Annotated in this window: 16 protein-coding genes, 2 pseudogenes and 1 riboswitch; of the genes and pseudogenes, 9 read left to right on the top strand and 9 right to left on the bottom strand. The window is 68.9% G+C overall.

Annotated features, from left to right (window positions below; all coding sequences use genetic code 11):
• Positions 1 to 37 precede the first annotated feature (37 nt).
• Positions 38 to 775 (top strand): helix-turn-helix transcriptional regulator, encoded by a 738-nt coding sequence (locus tag SALPAC6_RS0124295; protein ID WP_018255904.1) that lies wholly within the window; start codon positions 38 to 40, stop codon positions 773 to 775.
• A 1-nt stretch (position 776) separates the two neighbouring features.
• On the opposite strand, the pseudogene SALPAC6_RS26755 reads toward SALPAC6_RS0124295, so the two are convergent.
• Positions 777 to 1,716: pseudogene (locus tag SALPAC6_RS26755) on the bottom strand (bifunctional 5,10-methylenetetrahydrofolate dehydrogenase/5,10-methenyltetrahydrofolate cyclohydrolase); the annotation flags it as partial.
• 16 nt (positions 1,717 to 1,732) lie between these two features.
• Positions 1,733 to 1,816, bottom strand: a riboswitch (ZMP/ZTP riboswitch).
• Positions 1,817 to 1,960: 144 nt separating this feature from the next.
• Between SALPAC6_RS26755 and SALPAC6_RS0124285 the strand changes: the two are divergent.
• Together SALPAC6_RS0124285 and SALPAC6_RS0124280 are read left to right on the top strand one after the other, a co-directional pair.
• Entirely contained in the window at positions 1,961 to 2,599 is a 639-nt protein-coding gene (locus tag SALPAC6_RS0124285; protein ID WP_018255902.1) for a class I SAM-dependent methyltransferase, read from the top strand.
• Between the two features lie 108 nt (positions 2,600 to 2,707).
• Positions 2,708 to 3,265 carry a GNAT family N-acetyltransferase gene (locus SALPAC6_RS0124280; RefSeq protein WP_018255901.1) on the top strand — a complete coding sequence of 186 codons (558 nt, stop codon included), beginning with the start codon at positions 2,708 to 2,710 and terminating at the stop codon, positions 3,263 to 3,265.
• A 117-nt stretch (positions 3,266 to 3,382) separates the two neighbouring features.
• Here SALPAC6_RS0124280 and SALPAC6_RS0124275 read toward each other — a convergent pair whose 3' ends face one another.
• Together SALPAC6_RS0124275 and SALPAC6_RS0124270 are read right to left on the bottom strand one after the other, a co-directional pair.
• Entirely contained in the window at positions 3,383 to 4,642 is a 1,260-nt protein-coding gene (locus tag SALPAC6_RS0124275; RefSeq protein ID WP_050563517.1) for a dihydrofolate reductase family protein, read from the bottom strand.
• Between the two features lie 73 nt (positions 4,643 to 4,715).
• Entirely contained in the window at positions 4,716 to 5,285 is a 570-nt protein-coding gene (locus SALPAC6_RS0124270; RefSeq protein WP_018255899.1) for a hypothetical protein, read from the bottom strand.
• A 71-nt stretch (positions 5,286 to 5,356) separates the two neighbouring features.
• On the opposite strand from SALPAC6_RS0124270, the gene SALPAC6_RS0124265 reads away from it, so the two are divergent.
• Positions 5,357 to 5,974 (top strand): TetR/AcrR family transcriptional regulator, encoded by a 618-nt coding sequence (locus SALPAC6_RS0124265; RefSeq protein WP_018255898.1) that lies wholly within the window; start codon positions 5,357 to 5,359, stop codon positions 5,972 to 5,974.
• Between the two features lie 25 nt (positions 5,975 to 5,999).
• On the opposite strand, the gene SALPAC6_RS0124260 is transcribed toward SALPAC6_RS0124265, so the two are convergent.
• Entirely contained in the window at positions 6,000 to 6,476 is a 477-nt protein-coding gene (locus tag SALPAC6_RS0124260) for a helix-turn-helix domain-containing protein (RefSeq protein ID WP_018255897.1), read from the bottom strand.
• A gap of 437 nt (positions 6,477 to 6,913) precedes the next feature.
• Here SALPAC6_RS0124260 and SALPAC6_RS0124250 point away from each other — a divergent pair, with 437 nt between their 5' ends.
• From SALPAC6_RS0124250 to SALPAC6_RS0124240, 3 genes are all read left to right on the top strand, one after another.
• Positions 6,914 to 7,549 (top strand): MerR family transcriptional regulator, encoded by a 636-nt coding sequence (locus SALPAC6_RS0124250; RefSeq protein WP_018255896.1) that lies wholly within the window; start codon positions 6,914 to 6,916, stop codon positions 7,547 to 7,549.
• A gap of 8 nt (positions 7,550 to 7,557) precedes the next feature.
• Positions 7,558 to 8,055 (top strand): hypothetical protein, encoded by a 498-nt coding sequence (locus SALPAC6_RS0124245; protein ID WP_018255895.1) that lies wholly within the window; start codon positions 7,558 to 7,560, stop codon positions 8,053 to 8,055.
• A gap of 144 nt (positions 8,056 to 8,199) precedes the next feature.
• Positions 8,200 to 9,588, top strand: coding sequence for a cellulase family glycosylhydrolase (locus SALPAC6_RS0124240; protein WP_018255894.1), 1,389 nt, complete (start codon positions 8,200 to 8,202; stop codon positions 9,586 to 9,588).
• Between the two features lie 112 nt (positions 9,589 to 9,700).
• Here SALPAC6_RS0124240 and SALPAC6_RS0124235 read toward each other — a convergent pair whose 3' ends face one another.
• From SALPAC6_RS0124235 to SALPAC6_RS0124225, 3 genes are all read right to left on the bottom strand, one after another.
• Complete coding sequence (locus SALPAC6_RS0124235; protein ID WP_033666586.1) at positions 9,701 to 10,093, bottom strand: cupin domain-containing protein; 393 nt, start codon at positions 10,091 to 10,093, stop codon at positions 9,701 to 9,703.
• Positions 10,094 to 10,166: 73 nt separating this feature from the next.
• Positions 10,167 to 11,078: an SDR family oxidoreductase gene (locus SALPAC6_RS0124230; protein ID WP_018255892.1), complete on the bottom strand. Its 912-nt coding sequence runs from the start codon at positions 11,076 to 11,078 to the stop codon at positions 10,167 to 10,169.
• Entirely contained in the window at positions 11,075 to 11,698 is a 624-nt protein-coding gene (locus SALPAC6_RS0124225) for a TetR/AcrR family transcriptional regulator (protein WP_223874285.1), read from the bottom strand. Before SALPAC6_RS0124225 ends, SALPAC6_RS0124230 begins: the two co-directional genes overlap by 4 nt.
• 105 nt (positions 11,699 to 11,803) lie before the next feature.
• Here SALPAC6_RS0124225 and SALPAC6_RS0124220 point away from each other — a divergent pair, with 105 nt between their 5' ends.
• Positions 11,804 to 12,277, top strand: coding sequence for a MauE/DoxX family redox-associated membrane protein (locus SALPAC6_RS0124220; RefSeq protein ID WP_018255890.1), 474 nt, complete (start codon positions 11,804 to 11,806; stop codon positions 12,275 to 12,277).
• A gap of 13 nt (positions 12,278 to 12,290) precedes the next feature.
• On the opposite strand, the pseudogene SALPAC6_RS31105 reads toward SALPAC6_RS0124220, so the two are convergent.
• Positions 12,291 to 12,595: pseudogene (locus SALPAC6_RS31105) on the bottom strand (hypothetical protein); the annotation flags it as partial.
• 152 nt (positions 12,596 to 12,747) lie between these two features.
• Between SALPAC6_RS31105 and murJ the strand changes: the two are divergent.
• The gene (gene murJ / locus SALPAC6_RS0124215) at positions 12,748 to 14,310 is read left to right on the top strand and encodes a murein biosynthesis integral membrane protein MurJ (RefSeq protein ID WP_018255889.1); all 1,563 of its coding nucleotides are present in this window, start codon (positions 12,748 to 12,750) and stop codon (positions 14,308 to 14,310) included.
• Here murJ and SALPAC6_RS0124210 read toward each other — a convergent pair.
• Positions 14,287 to 15,870, bottom strand: coding sequence for a DUF6194 family protein (locus tag SALPAC6_RS0124210; RefSeq protein ID WP_018255888.1), 1,584 nt, complete (start codon positions 15,868 to 15,870; stop codon positions 14,287 to 14,289). The two genes, murJ and SALPAC6_RS0124210, sit on opposite strands and share 24 nt — an antisense overlap.
• Positions 15,871 to 15,884 lie beyond the last annotated feature (14 nt).

Raw genomic sequence — 15,884 nt, 5'->3', positions numbered from 1 at the left:
TAGGGGGTAACCTGTCACTAGCTGGCATATTTGTGGGATGAGCAGCGATCAGTCCCGGGAGAACCGGATCCTGCGCCTGGACCGGCTCAAGGCGATCTTGGCGGAACGCGACTACACCACGGCCGCCGACCTCGCCGCAGAGCTGGGGGTCAGCACACGCACCCTGCACCGCGACCTCGCGCTGCTACGGGAGACGGGAGTCCCCATCGAGGGAGACCGGGGAACGGGTGGCGGGCTGCGCCTCGAGTCCGGATGGTCGCTCGGCAGGGTCCACCTCAATGAGTCGGAGGCGCTCGGCCTGCTTCTCAGCCTCACCATCGCCGAGAAGGTCGGCTCGCCGCTGCTGCTAGATGACCTACGCTCGACCACCCGTAAAGTCGCCGCGGCGTTCGCACCGGCGCAGGCCCGTCGCATCCTTGCACTACGTCGACGGATCTTGATCGGCCAGACCGCATCCGTGCCGGTGCGTGCGAGCTACACCTCGCCCCGGGCCACAGTGATGAAGAAACTGCTGGACTCATTCACGCGATGCCGCACTGCGCTGGTGCGCTACGAGGACCGGCGCAGCGCCGTCACCGAGCGCGAGATCGAGATCCAGTTCCTCTACTACAACATGCCCGTCTGGTATGCGCTGGCATGGGACCGGCTCCGGGACGACATCCGCTCTTTCCGCATCGACCGGATCCAGGACATCCAGGCGCTGTCCACCGAATTCCGCCTACGACCACCCGCCCCCTTCCTGGCGGTTGGCGAGGAAGCCGTACGAACCATGTAGACGATGCGCCCGAACTCGAGGGCCGCACCGGCCCCGGCGTCGAGTGCTCGCCTTCATCGGGGGTGCGGTGGAGTCAGCGCCTGCCGTGCCGCCCGCACCGCGTTCCGGAACACCATCGCCACCGTCGTCGGGCCGACTCCGCCGACGCGGGGAGTCATCGCCCCCGCCACGGTGGCGCATGACTCGTCCACGTCCGGCAGCAGCCGCCGCCCCGCGTACCGCACGCCACCACCGACGACGACCGCTCCCGGGCGCAGATGCTCCGGGCGTACGAGACCCGGCGCCCCCGCCGCAGCCACCAGGATCTCCGCCCGCCGGGTGTACCGCGGCCAGTCCGTCACCCCGGTGTGCACCACCGTCACCGCGGCGTTCGCCGTCGGCCGCTTCTGCGCCAGCAACATCGCCAGCGGACGCCCCAACGTGGCGCCCCGGCCCAGCACCACCACCTCCCGGCCGGCCACCGGCACCCCGTGGTACGCCAGCAACGCCTCGATTCCCGCCGGCGTACACGGTGCCGGGCCCGGCAGCCCCAACGCCAACCGGCCCAGGTTCACCGGGTGCATCCCATCCACGTCCTTCTCCGGATCCAGCGCCTGCATCGCCCGGTCGAAGTCCAGGTGCCGGGGAACCGGGTGCTGCACCAACACCCCGTGCACCGACGTGTCCGCACTCAACTGCGACACCACCGCCTGCAGGTCCGCCTGCGACGCCGACTCCGGCAGCTGCACGTGTGGGGAGGCGAACCCCAACTGCATGGCCTGCCGCTGTTTGATCCGGATGTATCCGACACTCGCGTCGTCGTCGCCCACCAGGACCGTGGCCAGGGCCGGGGTCATCCCGGCCGCCCGCAGCTCGGTGACCTCCTGTGCCACCTCGGTCAGGATCTGCTCGGCTACCGGTCCACCTGGCAGTGACCGCGCGACCGACATAGACGTGGACATGGCACACCTCGCCCCCACGGAAGGCCCAGGCGGTCGACCCTCCGCGACGAGCTCCCCGATGGTCGTTCCATCCTCGGTGCCGCCAGTCGCATCGACTCCAGCCTGTCACAGCCCGCCCACGGTGGGAAGCCTTGCCCCGCGCAGTTGCCACCGCCAATCGGAGCGGGTCGCTGTGCTGGCCGTTGCAGGACCGCGGCAGGGGTGTGGAAGGCGGCGCGCGGGCCGCTGGCCCGTACCCGAGACAATGGCCGACATGGACGTTCGATATGACGAGGTTCTCGACCCGCTGCGGCAGGCGTATGACACCCGCGCGGCCTGGCGCGACGGGCTAACCAAGCCACCGTGGAAGGTGGCGGAGCGTCAGGCGTTCCGGGACCGTCTGGCATCGGGTGCGCGGCTGCTGGAGGTCGGCGCGGGCACCGGGCAGGACAGCGCGTTCTTTCAGCAGGAGGGGCTTGTCGTCGTTGCCGCCGACCTGTCGCCGGTGATGGTCGAGCACTGCCGGGCCAAGGGCATCGACGCCCACGTGATGGACTTCCTGCACCTGGGCTTTCCGGCCGGCTCCTTTGACGCGGTATTCGCGATGAACTGCCTGCTGCACGTGCCCAACCGCGATTTGCCGGCGGTGCTGACCGCAATCCGGGCCGTCCTGCGTCCCGGTGGCCTCTACTTCGTCGGGGTGTACGGCGGCGACGAGAGCACCGAGGGTCCCAGCGACGGTGACCAGCACGTGCCGCCGCGCTTCTTCTCGTGGCGCACCGACGAACAGCTGCTCGGCTTTGCCACCGCCGCGCAGTTCGACGTGGTGGACTTCCACCTGGTCGATACCGGTCATGGCTACTGCTTCCAATCATTGACCCTGCGACGTCCGGACCGCGACTGAGGATCCGGCAGCAGCGGACCGTGGCCACGGTGCGCTGCGGGTTGGCTGTGGCGGCTTTCGCCGCCGCCAGTCCTGGCGCGTCGCCGCCAGGTCACTACGCTGGCGGGTGTGACCATCCGTCCCACCCCCTTGGCCGATTCGATTGTGATGCGTCTGCTGGAGGAGTCCGATGCGCGGCCGCTGAGCGAGGCGTACCTGCTCAATCGTGAGTACCTTCAGCCGTGGGAGCCACGGCGGGCGGATGCCTTCTTCACGGTAGAGGGGCAGCGGAGTCGGGTTCAGGATCAGCTCCGGCTCCTGGAATCAGGCCAGACTGTGCCCTGGGTGTTGGACGAGGGGGGTCGGGTTGTTGGGACGTTGACTCTGTCCAACGTCGCACTCGGACCGTTCCGCAGCGCCAACATCGGCTACTGGGTTGACCATGGGTATGCTGGGCGGGGGCTCGCTACTCAGGCTGTTCGGCATGCCTGCCGGCTTGCCGACGAGGTGGCCGACCTTCACCGGCTTGAGGCCGGCACCCTCGTGCGCAACAGAGGAAGTCAGCGCGTTCTCACCAAAGCTGGGTTCACGTTGATCGGCGCCGCGGCCAACTACCTGCATATCGACGGTGCCTGGCAGGACCATCTGATCTTCCAGCGGATCCTGAACCAACGTCCTCCGGGGTGAGGTCGCGTCCAGGATAGTCAGATCGCCGGGAGGTCGATGGCGACCGGGATGCCGACGGTGGCCCCTACTCACGGTGATCCTGACCGCTCTTCAGGCGGTGAATACGCGATAGATCGTTTACCCGACCTGCCGGTCGGACGGGCCAGAGCGGGTGTAGCGCAGGAACAGGTTGCCCTGCTCGTCGAGGAGGGACCGGTGCAGCTGCCACTGCCCGCCCGCAGGTTGCCCCGCCGGACCGGCGGTGATCCGCGGGCCGGCCACCGCCAGCAGCTGCGGGGTGATCGTCATGCAGATCTCATCGAGCAGGTCTGCCTGGGCCAGCTGGCCGGCCAGTGAGGGACCACCTTCGCAGACGATACGTCGGTGCCCCCGCTGTCGAAGCGTCTGGAGCGCCTGGTTGAGGTTGACCTCTTGGTCGCCGGCGACCAGGAGGTCCGCGACGTCGGCTACCGCCGTCCCGTGGTCGGCCGCCGCGGCGGCGGGGACGATCAGGATCGGCGGTGGCTGGCGGTGACCTCCGATACTGCGGTGGAACAACGGGCCACCCAGGTCAAGATCGAGGCTGCGGGTGACGACCGCGACGGCCGGATAGGGCGGTAGGCCGTTGGCCCGTCGACGGGCGATCTCGGGAGCCGACAGGGCGGTCTGCCCGTACTGCTCGGCGCGGACCGTGCCCGCCCCCAGTAGCAGCAGGTCGGCATCTCGTTTGATCAGGCGATAGACCCGCTGGTCGCCGCTGCTGGTCAGCGCGGCGCTGGAGCCGTCCACCGCGGCGAGACCATCGATGCTCGACACCGTGACGAGGCGTACGTAACCCTCGTGGTGAGCGGGCAGCGCGTAGCGTTCGTGAAGTTCGTCCTCGTCCAGGTCGATCAGTCCGGCGGCGGGCCACATGTCCCGGATCCGAGAACCGGCGGCGGGCGGCGGCGGGCCCGCCAGCCGCCAGACCAACTCGGCGAGCCGTTCGGTGAGAAGAACAGGAAGGCGGGTGCGGGCCGCGACGTCCGTGCCGCTGGTGCAGCGCCGTTCGGGACCGTGTCGTTGGCCCCGCACGACGTACTCCAGGCCGTTGCGGTCCATGGCGTAGCCAATGTGCTGGCCGTCAATCTCACCCGAGACGGCGACCGCATCAACACCGAGATCCCGCTGCGTGTTGACGATGCCACGATGACGGTGACACTGGTCGATCCAGTGTGCCAGGAGGTCGAGTGGGGTGTGCCCGTCGATGCCGCTGGCGAGTACGGCGGGCACGGTCGGCTTCGGCGGCCGATGGCTGATCGTGAGCAGCCTCGGTGGGCCTCCCCGGCGCCAGGTGGCGCTCAGTTCCTCCAGCACGCACAAGATCGAACTGCTCGTGTCCCGGTGAGCTGATGTCATACCTGACCGCTTCGCGTTGGTAGTGGAGTGCTGGCCCGGTCCGACCAGCACCGGAGCTGTACCGGTTGACGACTCACCTGGTTGGGCCCACGGCGTGGTCGGGGCGGCGCGGTTCCCGCTTGGGAAACACCGTGTACGCGAGCGGCCAGAAGATGAGCCAGGCCACCATCAACACGCTGAGCCGCCCGATCCACGTCCAGAGCTCCTGGGTCCGATCCGCGTCCCCGACGAAGGCGATACCAGCGAGCAGGAGAGCGCAGGCCACGGCCCAGCCGAGCATGCCCCGGGCCCAGTCGCGCCACTCGTGCCGGGCACGCGCCAGTCCGTACCGTGGTGGCCGAGACGGTGGCGGCCCGCCAGCGAAGCGGTGCGCGAAGCGCACGTCGGCCCAGCGAACCATGCGGTGACCGAACGCCACAGTGAAACCGAGGTACGCCGCGGCGAGGCCGTGCGCGGCCGTGGCCTCGCCGCCACGGCGTAGGTCGATCGTCGTGGCGGCGAGTAGGACAAGGTCGACCGCCGGGACCGCCATGAGCAGGGCGGCGCCGATGCGGGGAAGGCGAAGCGGGTATCGGGCCACTAGCCCGGCCGCGATGAGCAGCCAGAAGGCCACCTCACAGGCAACGATCAACGCGACAAGCACCCAGGCCCCCCTCTTTTAGTACGCTGTACTATTACCGTAGCAGGGGGGCGCCATCGACCGCCGGAGGAGCCGTGCCGAAGATCGTCGACCACGAGGCGCGCCGTGCCGAACTGGCCGAGGCGATGTGGCGCGTCGTGTACCGGGACGGCGTCGCCGCGGCCACGGTGCGTAGCATCGCTGCCGAGGCCGGCTGGTCACCCAGTGCGTTGCGGCACTACTTTGCCACCCAGGCTGACCTGTTGGTCCTGGCCATGGAGCATGTGATAGCCAAGGCGACCGAACGTTTCGCCACGGAGAACTGGACCGGGACGCCCCGCGAGATCGCTCAGCACGCGCTGGAGGAGTTCCTGCCGCTGGATCGGCAGCGCCGCAGAGCCGCTGAGGTGTGGCTGTGGCTGACCTCGCATGCCCAGGTTGACTCGGCGGCCCGGGCGCGGCTCAGCGAGGCCGACGAGGGGGTTCGGCGGGTGGTCGACTTTGCTGTCGAGGCACTCGCGGCGGCCGGGTTGGTGGCTCGGGGCGCTGACCTCGGTGCGGAGAAGGCCCGACTGCACGCCCTGCTCGACGGGCTCACCCTCCACGCGCTGGCGCACACCGAGCTCATGCCGCCGGACCGCCTCCGCGTGGTGCTCGCCGGGCATCTCGACAGCCTGGCGACCCGTCCCCAGGGCGACGACGCGACGTTGTAGCCCGACTACCGGAGATGGGAGTCCGTCACGTTTCGGGGTCTGTTGTCTCCCGAAGGGCGCTTCGTTCCAGGGACAGGACGTGGTCCAGGATGGCGTCGAGGTTGGCCCGGTTGGCTTCGGACAGGCCCCGCGCCTTGAGTGCCACGGCCCGGACGCCTGGGGTCTGCAGCGCCTCGTTGAGGTCGCTTAGCTCCTGGAGTCGCCGTAGCTCGGCGTCGATACGGCCGGTGTCGCCGCTGAGAAAGTACGCGGCGGGGACGCCGAAGAACGCGGCCAGCGCCTCCATGTGCTGTTTGGTCGGGTTCGTTCGCTTCCCGGTGCGCAGCGCGTGTAGATAGCTGGCGGAGACATCCCCACCCGTGCGTCGCACGGCCTCAGCCACCTCCCGGTCGGTGTAGGGCTTCTTGCGGCCGGCGGGCAGCCGGTGTTGGTACAGGTGGTGGAGTTTGTCGGCCAGGGAGCGCTCGGTGTCGCCCAGCCTCCGCGGGGTGTCGTCGGTCATGGGGCACCTCCAGCTCCGTCTCCTGAGGCGAGTAGCGCGAAAGTTTACCGTCATCACCAGTTGACAACACTCCGTGCGCGATGACTATCCTCATGTTCTGTCCACTCATGTGGACAGACGCATAATAGGTGACAACTGATGTGTCAGCTATTCGCCCAGTGGAGGTCCGCGCCACGCATCGGCCGGCAACCGAATGACGGCCCCACTGGCAACTGGTCCCCACGCCTGGTCAGCGATGGGACTGTGCCGGCAACGGGGGACTGGCCCGCGTCTGCTCCGGCGCGGGTCGTGCCACGTCGGCTCATGCTGTCCAGGGTGGGTGCCCGTAGCCCTGGCCCCGCAGCCCGCGCCGCCACCCTCGTCTGATTCGCCGGCAGAAGCATGCGTGGCTGCCACCCCTGTTGGTTGTTGACCTTCAGGTTGGTTGAAGGCTCAGGATGGGCGGCGTGGCAGAACAAGACGATCGGATGACGATCGGGGTCTTCGCGCGGACTGCGAAGGTCAGCACCAGCGCCCTGCGCTTCTACGACGACTGTGGTCTCGTGCGACCCCGTGCGGTCGACCCGATCACTGGATACCGGTACTACTCGCCGGATCAGCTCGACGAGGTCACCCTGATCCGGCAAACTGCCGATTCGTACGTTCAGCTCACCGCTCCCGGCGGCCAACGGCGGCTGTCGACAATCGCGGAAGACTTCCCCGCCTACCGGATCGTCCTCGACGCGCTACCGGAGTGGCGGACCCAGGTGGTCGTGCCGCGGGACCTACTGCTGGCCACCATCGCAGCGGGTCCACAGGCGCGCCTGGACTTCGTGGTGCACGGCGATCTGACCGTGACGTCGTCGCCAGGTCAGGGGAGGCCGAGAGCGGTTCCCGCCGACATCACCGGTGCGCCAGTGGCGATCAGCTTCCGCGCCGCCACGCTGTACCCGGCGCTGGTGGCCAGCCTCGGGCCGGACGTGATGCTGCAGATCAGCCAACCCCACCTACCCGCTGTTCTTCGCTGCGCCGATGACGGCGACATCACCACCGTGGTGATGCCGGTAGCGGCCAGCCCACAATCCGAAACCTGAGGAGGATCATGGAACAGGCTCGAGCCGTGCCCGACGAGACGATGGCGAGCATCGGCGCCGCGGTGGAACTCGGCCGATCCGGGCAGCGCTCCCAGGCCCGCGACGTTCTCACCGCACTCTGGGAGCAGATCGAGGCCGCCGGTGATGCGCTACACCGGTGCACCCTCGCCCACTACCTGGCTGATCTGCAGGACACCACCCAGGCTGAACTCGAGTGGGACGAGCGTGCCCTCGCCGCCGCTGACGCCCTTACCGACGAACGTGCCCAGCGGTACGACCATGCGTGGCGGGTGCAGCTCCTCCTGCCCTCACTGCACCTCAACCTCGCCGATGATCATCGGCGTCTGGGTGACCCCGCGCGAGCGCGGAAGCATCTGGCGCAGGCCCAGAGTCTGGTTACGCACCTCCCCGACGACCAGTACGGCGGCATGATCCGCAGCGGCGTCCACCAGGTTTCTGAAGCTCTGGCGGCAGGCTCGACCCAGCGCCTCGACTCCCATCAGTGAGCACGATAGTCGGGCAGATCCAGGTCAACATTGTATAGACAGGTCACGATATAGTTAAGTATATTAACAAAGCGTGCCACGTGGAGTCCCTGTCCCGACACCAGCCGCGGCCGAGCTGATCGGGCGTTGTCTCTAGGAGGGCAGATGAAGCTGGGCATGAGGACTGTGGCCCTGGCCGGCATCTTCGCGGTCGTGGCCGCGGGGGCCATGGTGGCCACCACCACCGCGACCGCGGCGGCCACGCCGACCGCGACGTTCGCCAAGGTCTCCGACTGGGGTAGTGGCTGGGAAGGTCGATACACCATCACCAACGGGGGGAGCAGCACCCTGAACTCCTGGCAGGTCGAGTTCGACCTGCCAGCGGGCACCAGCATCGGCTCGTACTGGAACGCGCTGATGGACCGCGACGGGCAGCACTACCGCTTCACCAACCAGCACTGGAACGGCACGATCGCACCGGGTGCCTCGGTGACGTTCGGCTTCCTCGGTGCCGGCTCTGGCAGCCCGAGCAGTTGTCTGCTCAACGGTCAGCCGTGCGAGCCGACGGTTCCTCCGACGACCAGTCCACCCTCGCCGCCACCGACCACCGCGCCTCCCGGTAGCACGCCGGTTGCGGCGAACGGACAGCTACGGGTCTGCGGTGAGCAGCTCTGTAACGACAACGGCAAGGCGATCCAACTGCGGGGCATGAGCACCCACGGTCTGCAGTGGTACGCCAACTGCGCGACCAGCGCCTCCCTCGACGTCCTCGCCCAGCAGTGGGGCGCCGACGTCCTGCGGATCTCGATGTACATCCAGGAAGGCGGCTACGAGACCGACCCGCGTGGCTTCACCGACCTGGTCCATGACTACATCGAGATGGCTACCGCTCGTGGCCTCTACGTGATCGTTGACTGGCACATGCTCACGCCGGGAGACCCCAACTACAACCTGTCGCGCGCGCAGACCTTCTTCGCCGAGATCGCCGACCGGCACCGGGACAAGGCGAACGTCCTCTACGAGATCGCGAACGAGCCGAACGGGGTCAGCTGGGGTGCGGTCAAGAGCTACGCCGACCAGGTCATCCCGGTCATCCGGGCGCGGGACCCGGAGGCTGTGGTGCTCGTCGGCACTCCCGACTGGTCGTCGCTCGGTGTCTCCGGAAGTGGCGGCGGCGTGGACGCCATCACCGCCAACCCGGTGGCGGCCAGCAACGTGATGTACGTCTTCCACTTCTACGCGGCATCACACGGGGACCTGTACTACCACACCCTGGCGGCTGCGGCCGACCGAATCCCGATCTTCGTGACCGAGTTCGGCACCCAGCAGTACACCGGCGACGGCCCGAACGACTTCACCATGTCCCAGCGCTACCTCGACCTGATGGCGAGCAAGAAGATCAGTTGGGCAAACTGGAACTACTCCGACGACTTCCGCTCCGGCGCGGTCTTCACCACGGGAACGTGTGCCAGCGGCGACTTCGGCGGCACGGGCCCACTCAAGCCGGCCGGCAGCTGGATTCGTGACCGCATGCGTACCGCTGACGACTTCTGACCGACCCACCGTGCGCGACCCCTGGAGGTCGATGTAGATCATCCCAGATCAGGTCCGCCGCCCCGGTTGATCACTCATCGGGGCGGCGACCTGGCGCGGGAGGCTCCCGGGCTCAGCCGGTCGGCGGCCTGTCCATGCCCGCGGCCTCGGCCTGGTCGGCCTCCTCCTTGGTGTGATGCACCGCCTGGTCGGCGTGCTCCGGTGGGCCGTAGATCGTGTAGAGCACCAACGGGTTCGGTCCGGCATTGACGATGTTGTGCCTGGTGCCGGCGGGCACTGCCACCAGGTCGCCCTGGGCGATGTCCCGCTTCTCGCCGGCGATCAGCGCCTCGCCGACGCCGCTGACGAAGGTCAGGATCTGGTCGGTGTGCTCATGGACCTCCGCGCCGATCTCCCCACCGGGTGGGATGGTCATGACGACCAGTTGGGTGTGCTCCCCGGTCCACAACACCTGACGGAAATCCGCACTCTCCTGGGCGACAGTCCCGATCCTGAAATGCTCCATACCCCACCCATACCCGTCGCGGCCAGACACCATGCCGCTGCCGCGACGACGCACCCCGAGGTGTGGCATCGGGTCAGAGCGGTTCCCCCAGGGGCCCGTGCTGTTCGGCCAGGTTTTTGGCCCAGTGGGCGGCGAAGTCCGGTTGGCTGCCGTCGGCATCGGTGAACCCGTACTCCCGGTAGAGGCCCCAGGTGGCCAGGGCGCGCCCGGTCTTGGCCATGATGTTCGGGTCTGCGGCCAGCGCCGCGACAGCCTGACCGAGGTAGGCCGGGGTCTCGGAGTGGGCGAAGTTCGGGTCCTGGGCTACGCCGTCGCGCCAGTTGGCCTCGGTGACACCGAAGTGTTCCAGCATGGCCTCTGAACGGAGAAAGCCCGGCGTGATGGCTACGGCCGCCACGCCGTGGGGCTTGAGCTCGGCAGCCTGGGCGACGGCGAGGCGGATGACCGCGGATTTCGCCAGGTCGTAGAAGAGGCTGCCACGGTAGCGGGCGGTGTTGCCGTCGGTCACCTCCACGACCAGGCCGCTGCGGCGGGCGACCAGGAGGGGGAGGGCGTACCGGCTGGTGATGATGTGGGTCTCCACCGCCTGCCGCAGCAGCCGCAGACCGGTGTCCAGCTCCTGTTCCCACAGGGGATGTTCCCAGTCAACCAGCGGGTCCCCGCCCCACACGGAGTTGACCAGGATGTCGAGCTGACCGTCCTGCTCTGTGGCGACCTTGTCGACGAGCGCCTGGACCTCGTCGGGACGGCTGTGGTCGGTTCGGACGGCAATACCCAGTCCACCGGCGGCGGTGACTAGCTCGGCGGTCTGCTCGATGGTCTCCGGGCGGGCCAGGTGGGAGCGTTGGCCGGCGCCGCTTCGTCCGGTGACGTACACCGTCGCGCCGGCGGCGCCGAGCTCGATGGCGATGCCCCGTCCGCCGCCTCGGGTGCCGCCGGCGACCAGGGCCACCTTTCCGGCCAGTGGGCGTGCGTCAATGGTCATGACTCCTCCATATCAGGGTTGGCGTGCGGCGGCAGGTGGGGTGCCAGCACCGCGTCGAGCTGCTGCCGGAGCCGCTGTTCGAGGCCGCCTTCGCGCTCCAGGGCCCAGTTCAGGCCGGAGCCGGCGATGACCGCCTGCACCGTGCGGGCCAGGGCTGTGGGGCTGCTGTTGGTGCGGAGCTCGCCGGCGCCCACTGCCTCCGTGAGTAGTTGCTCGATCATTCGTTGCTGAGTGTGGTGTATGGCCAGGGCCCGTTCGTAGAGCTGCGGATCACCGAGGTCCATGCACAGGAATGCCAGGTGATTGGCGTAGCTCTCCGGGGTGCTCAGCGCCGCCAAGGAGCGCACCATCAGCGCCGCCAGGGCCCCGAGCGCCGAATCGTGCGACCGGCGCACTCGCCCCACCAGCTCGCTCATGTCCTTCTCCGTCTGGTTGGCGAGGGCGAGGAGTAGGCCGTGTTTGGAGCCGAAGCGCTGTACCAGGGTCGCCGGCGCCAGCCCGACCTCGCGTGCCACGGCGGCCAACGTGAGGCCCGCCGGACCCACCTGTCCCATGACCTGCGTCGTTGCACGCAGGATCACCGCGTTGTCAACCCCGCGCGGGCGTCCCACCATCGCCACTCCCTCATTAATAAATGACTGTTCGTTCATTAAAGCAGCTGGGGTGCCCGGGCAGCCAGCTGTTTTTGTGGTGCTGGAGCTGGGTTCTGCCGCTAGCGTCGGCTCATGTGGCTTCGTGCTGTCCTGGGGGCCATCCTCACGGCGATGGGAGCAGGCCAGCTGGTGTCGTGGCCCGCGATGCCAGACATCCTCGCCGCGTACGAGATCGCGCCCGCGGCGGCGTTGCCGTGGCTGGCCGCGGTGCTGATCCTGGGGGAACTGACCGGTGGGCTCTGGCTACTGACCCGACCACGGTCGTGCGCGCTGACCCCGGCCTGGATCTATACGGGGGTGGCGGTGACCTGGGCCGTCCTGGCGGCACAGGCGTTCGCGCGGGGGCTGACAGTCGACAACTGCGGTTGCTTCGGGCGCTTCCTGACCCAGGGACTCGGCTGGTTCGTGCTGCTCCAGGACGCCCTGTTGCTGCTCTACGCCGGACTGTTGCTGCGCGCGACCCGCAGAGCTCGGGCACGGTCGGCAGCAGCCGGGGCGACACCCGGCAGAGAGTCGGCGCAGCGGAGTCGGCGTCGCCACCCGTAGCGGCCCAGCGTGCGAGCCAGCCAGACCCGTGGTTGCTCCACAGCCAGGAGAGGTACCGCCGCAGCTCCTGCGGTGTGGCGAGCCAGCCCTTGTTCTGGTAGGCGAGGATCCGCTTCACCTCGCCGGAAATCAGGTCGTAGGAGGTGACGCCGGTCTCCGGGATCGGTATCTGTGGGGCGACGGCCACGGGAGCGGGGACGACGGGTATCCGGATGCTGCGCCTTTCCACCTCCTTGAGGACGGTGAGATAGAACCGGGGCAGTTGGTAGGGGAGGTGGTGAGCGCGATGCTGGTGATGCCACTGTCCTGCACACACCGCGGAATCGTCGACTCGGTGCTCACCTGGTGCTCCAATCGGGGCCGGGGCCGGGGCCGGGGCCGGGGCCGGGGCCGGGCTCCGGGGCGGGCGCCCGTGCGCTAGGAAGATCGCCATGGCAGAAGAATCTTCCCTTGGCAGCGCGGGCCGGGCCATGGCGGTGGCAACCTTGGTATCCCGGGTCGTCGGATTCGTCCGGCTGGTGGTGCTGGCCTCCGCCCTGGGAATGGGGAGCCGTCTGCTCGACAGCTACAACGTGGCGAACACCCTGCCCAACGCCGTCTACGAGCTTGTCCTCGGAGGTGCGATGGCCAGCGTGGTGGTGCCGCTGCTGGTGCGTGCCGCACTGACCGAGTCCGATGGCGGGGTGGTCTACGCCCAGCGGCTGCTGTCGCTGGGCGTGTACGGGCTCGGGGCGGTCACGCTGATCGCGATGATCTCGGCCCCATGGCTGGTCGCGGTCTACACGCCGGGCTTCTCTGACGAGCAGCACGACCTGGCGGTGCTGCTGTGCCGGTTCTTCCTGCCCCAGATCCTGTTCTACGGCCTCAGCGCCACCGCCGGCGCTGTGCTCAACACCCGGGGCCGGTTCGCCGCTCCGATGTGGGCGCCGGTTGTCAACAGCCTGATCGTGATCGCTGTCGGGCTTACCTACCTGGCGATCGGCGGCACCACCAGCATCACGTCGATGCCCACCGGGCAGCTGCTGCTGCTCGCCGTGGGCACCACCGCGGGTGTCTTTGCCCAGATGATCCTGGTGGTGTGGGCGCTGGCACACAGCGGCTTCACCCTTCGGCCCCGGCTCAACCCACGGGGTATCGGGATCCGCCGCATCGGCCGGCTCGGCGGCTGGGTCCTCGTGTCGGTTGTCGCCGCGCAGATCCTGCTCGCCGTGGCCACCCGGGTCGCCTCGCTCAGCGGACCGGGCGGGGTCAGCGCCTTCCAGATTGCGCTCACGGTGTTCCAGATGCCGTTCGGGGTCATCGTCGTGTCGGTGATGACCGCCATGCTGCCCCGGCTCAGTCGCCACGCCGCCGGCCGCCAGCACGGCCACATCGTCGAGGACCTGTCCCAGGCGGTACGGCTGGCTGTTGTCGCCGTCGCCCCGATCGCGGTAGCCCTGACGGTGCTCGGCCCACAGATCGCCACCCTGCTGTTCGCCCACGGCCGCAGTTCACCGTCGGCGATCGCCCTGCTGGGGGCGGTGGTGGCAGCCTTCGGGGCGGCCCTGGTGCCGTTCACCGGCTTCATGATTCTGCAACGCGGCTTCTACGCCCTGCAGGACACCAAGACCCCCGCGGCCATCACCGTCGGGGTCACCGCCGTCGGCGCGGCCGGCTGCTTCGCCGCGTCGCGGCTACTACCCCGCGCCACCGCCGTGGTCGGGGTTCCCCTCGCCTACGCGGTCGCCTACACGGTGGGCCTCACGGCCGCCGCCCTTCTCCTGCGCCGCCGACTGGGCCGGATCGACGGGCGCCGACTTCTTCGTACACATGCCCGGGTAGCGGTCGCCGTCGGCCTCTCCGGTAGCTGTGCTGGCCTCACGGTCTACGCCCTCACCCCGCTGCTCGACTCCCCGAACCGCGGGGCGCTGATCATCGTGACCACGGCGGGCGTCATCGGCGGTGCCGTCTACGTCGCGGTGGCCCGCCTGGTGCACCTCACCGAGCTGCGGCAACTCGTGACAACTGCCCTAGCCGGCAGCAGACTCTGCTGATCCGCCGCGGGAGCGAGCCTGCGCCACCAGCCGCGTCACCTCCTGCACGGTGGCGGGGCCCGGATTGACCACGCCGACCCAACCCTGCCCGGCGTGGACCGGATGGGGCAGCAGGCGGTCCGGCTCCGCGAAGTCGAGCCCGTCGCGGTGTGCCGCGAACTCCTCCGGCCCGTAGCCGAACAGGTTACGGAACTCGGCTCGACCGACCTCGATGTTCAGCCGGTACCGTCCGGCGTCGGCCAGGCGGGACCGCTCGTCGAAGCCCGGGACATCGTGCCCGACGATCGTGGCGAACGGTCGTACGCGGTCCGCGGCGGTGAAGAAGAACCGGTTACCCCAGGTGTGGGGCGGCTGCTCGGGTCCCGGCGGGATCCGGGTCTCGGTCACCCCCGCCAGGCCGGAAATCCGGGCCGCGTCGGCCGCGCCCGGCGCGAACCCGAGGTGCAGGATCGCCTCGCAGGTCTCGACCGTCGCCGCGTCCAGCGAGAACAGTCCGAGCAGGTCGGCCGCGCGTGCGTGGAGATCGTCGTCGGTGGGCGGCGGGAAGATCCCGGTCTCGGCGCCGAGCTGGTACTCGTAGGTACCGGGTTCCGGTGGCCCGAGACCGAGCGGCCCGCTCGCCCCCAGGCTGCCGGCCACGTACACGTACCTGTTGCCGAGCGACGCCGACACGATCGAGCCGGCACCATTCCACTGCGCTGCCAGGTCCTGGCCCTCCCAGTGGCTGTCCCACCGACCCGGGTGCCGTTGCAGGTGGACGTTGTGGGCGCAGACCAGGACCGGCCCCCGGTCCCGCTCGAGGGCGTCGATGTCGAGCAGATTCTGCGCCATCAGCGCACCCCGGACGGCGAGCAGGCGACCGATGCGCTGCGACTGGCTGCCCGGTACGGCCATCACGCCGTGGTAGGTGAGCAGGCCGACAGCCGTGCGGGCGAGTACCGCGGCCCGGTTCCAGGATTCCAGCGATGTCTCCCGGACCAGGCGAGGCGCCTCGGCGTACAGCAGTGTGCGGAAGTCCTCGGCGATACCGCGCAGCGTCGTTGCCTCCGGTGACCGGCCGGGGGATCGCGTCGCGTCGAACATGATTTCGGGGGCGGTCCAACAACTCTCGTCGCCGACGAGGCGGTCCAGGTCAGCCCCGGTTTCGCCGAGGTAGTCGCGCAGCTCACGCAGGATCGGCCCGGGACTTGGTGCCCCGGTGATCTCGGTTGGTGCGTCGAAGCCGTGGAAGGTGACCCGCTCCTCGGGCGGCAGCTTCTCGTTGTGCGCGCGTAGCCAGTCGATCAGTTCGCGGCTGGCGGGGTGGGTGCCCCAGCCGTGGCTGATGCCGGTGCTCAGGTCCACCTCGTCGCGGCGGCCCTGCACATAGTCGTTGACGGTGAGCCCGGCGGCCCGGTCCGACTCGATGGCGATGGACCGGAAGCCGTGCCCGACGAGGGTCTCGAGGATCCGATTGCGCAGGTGGGGGAAGGCCGGCTCACCGTGGTAAGGCTCGCCGATCGCGAGCAGCCGCGGCCGGTGGGCACGGACAAGGGCATGCAACTCCGTATCGAAAGCCATGGCCTTAACCGTAT

It is taken from the genome of Salinispora mooreana (genome assembly GCF_000379065.1).
GTDB lineage: Bacteria > Actinomycetota > Actinomycetes > Mycobacteriales > Micromonosporaceae > Micromonospora > Micromonospora mooreana.
This window is presented reverse-complemented; position numbering and strand designations above follow the sequence as displayed.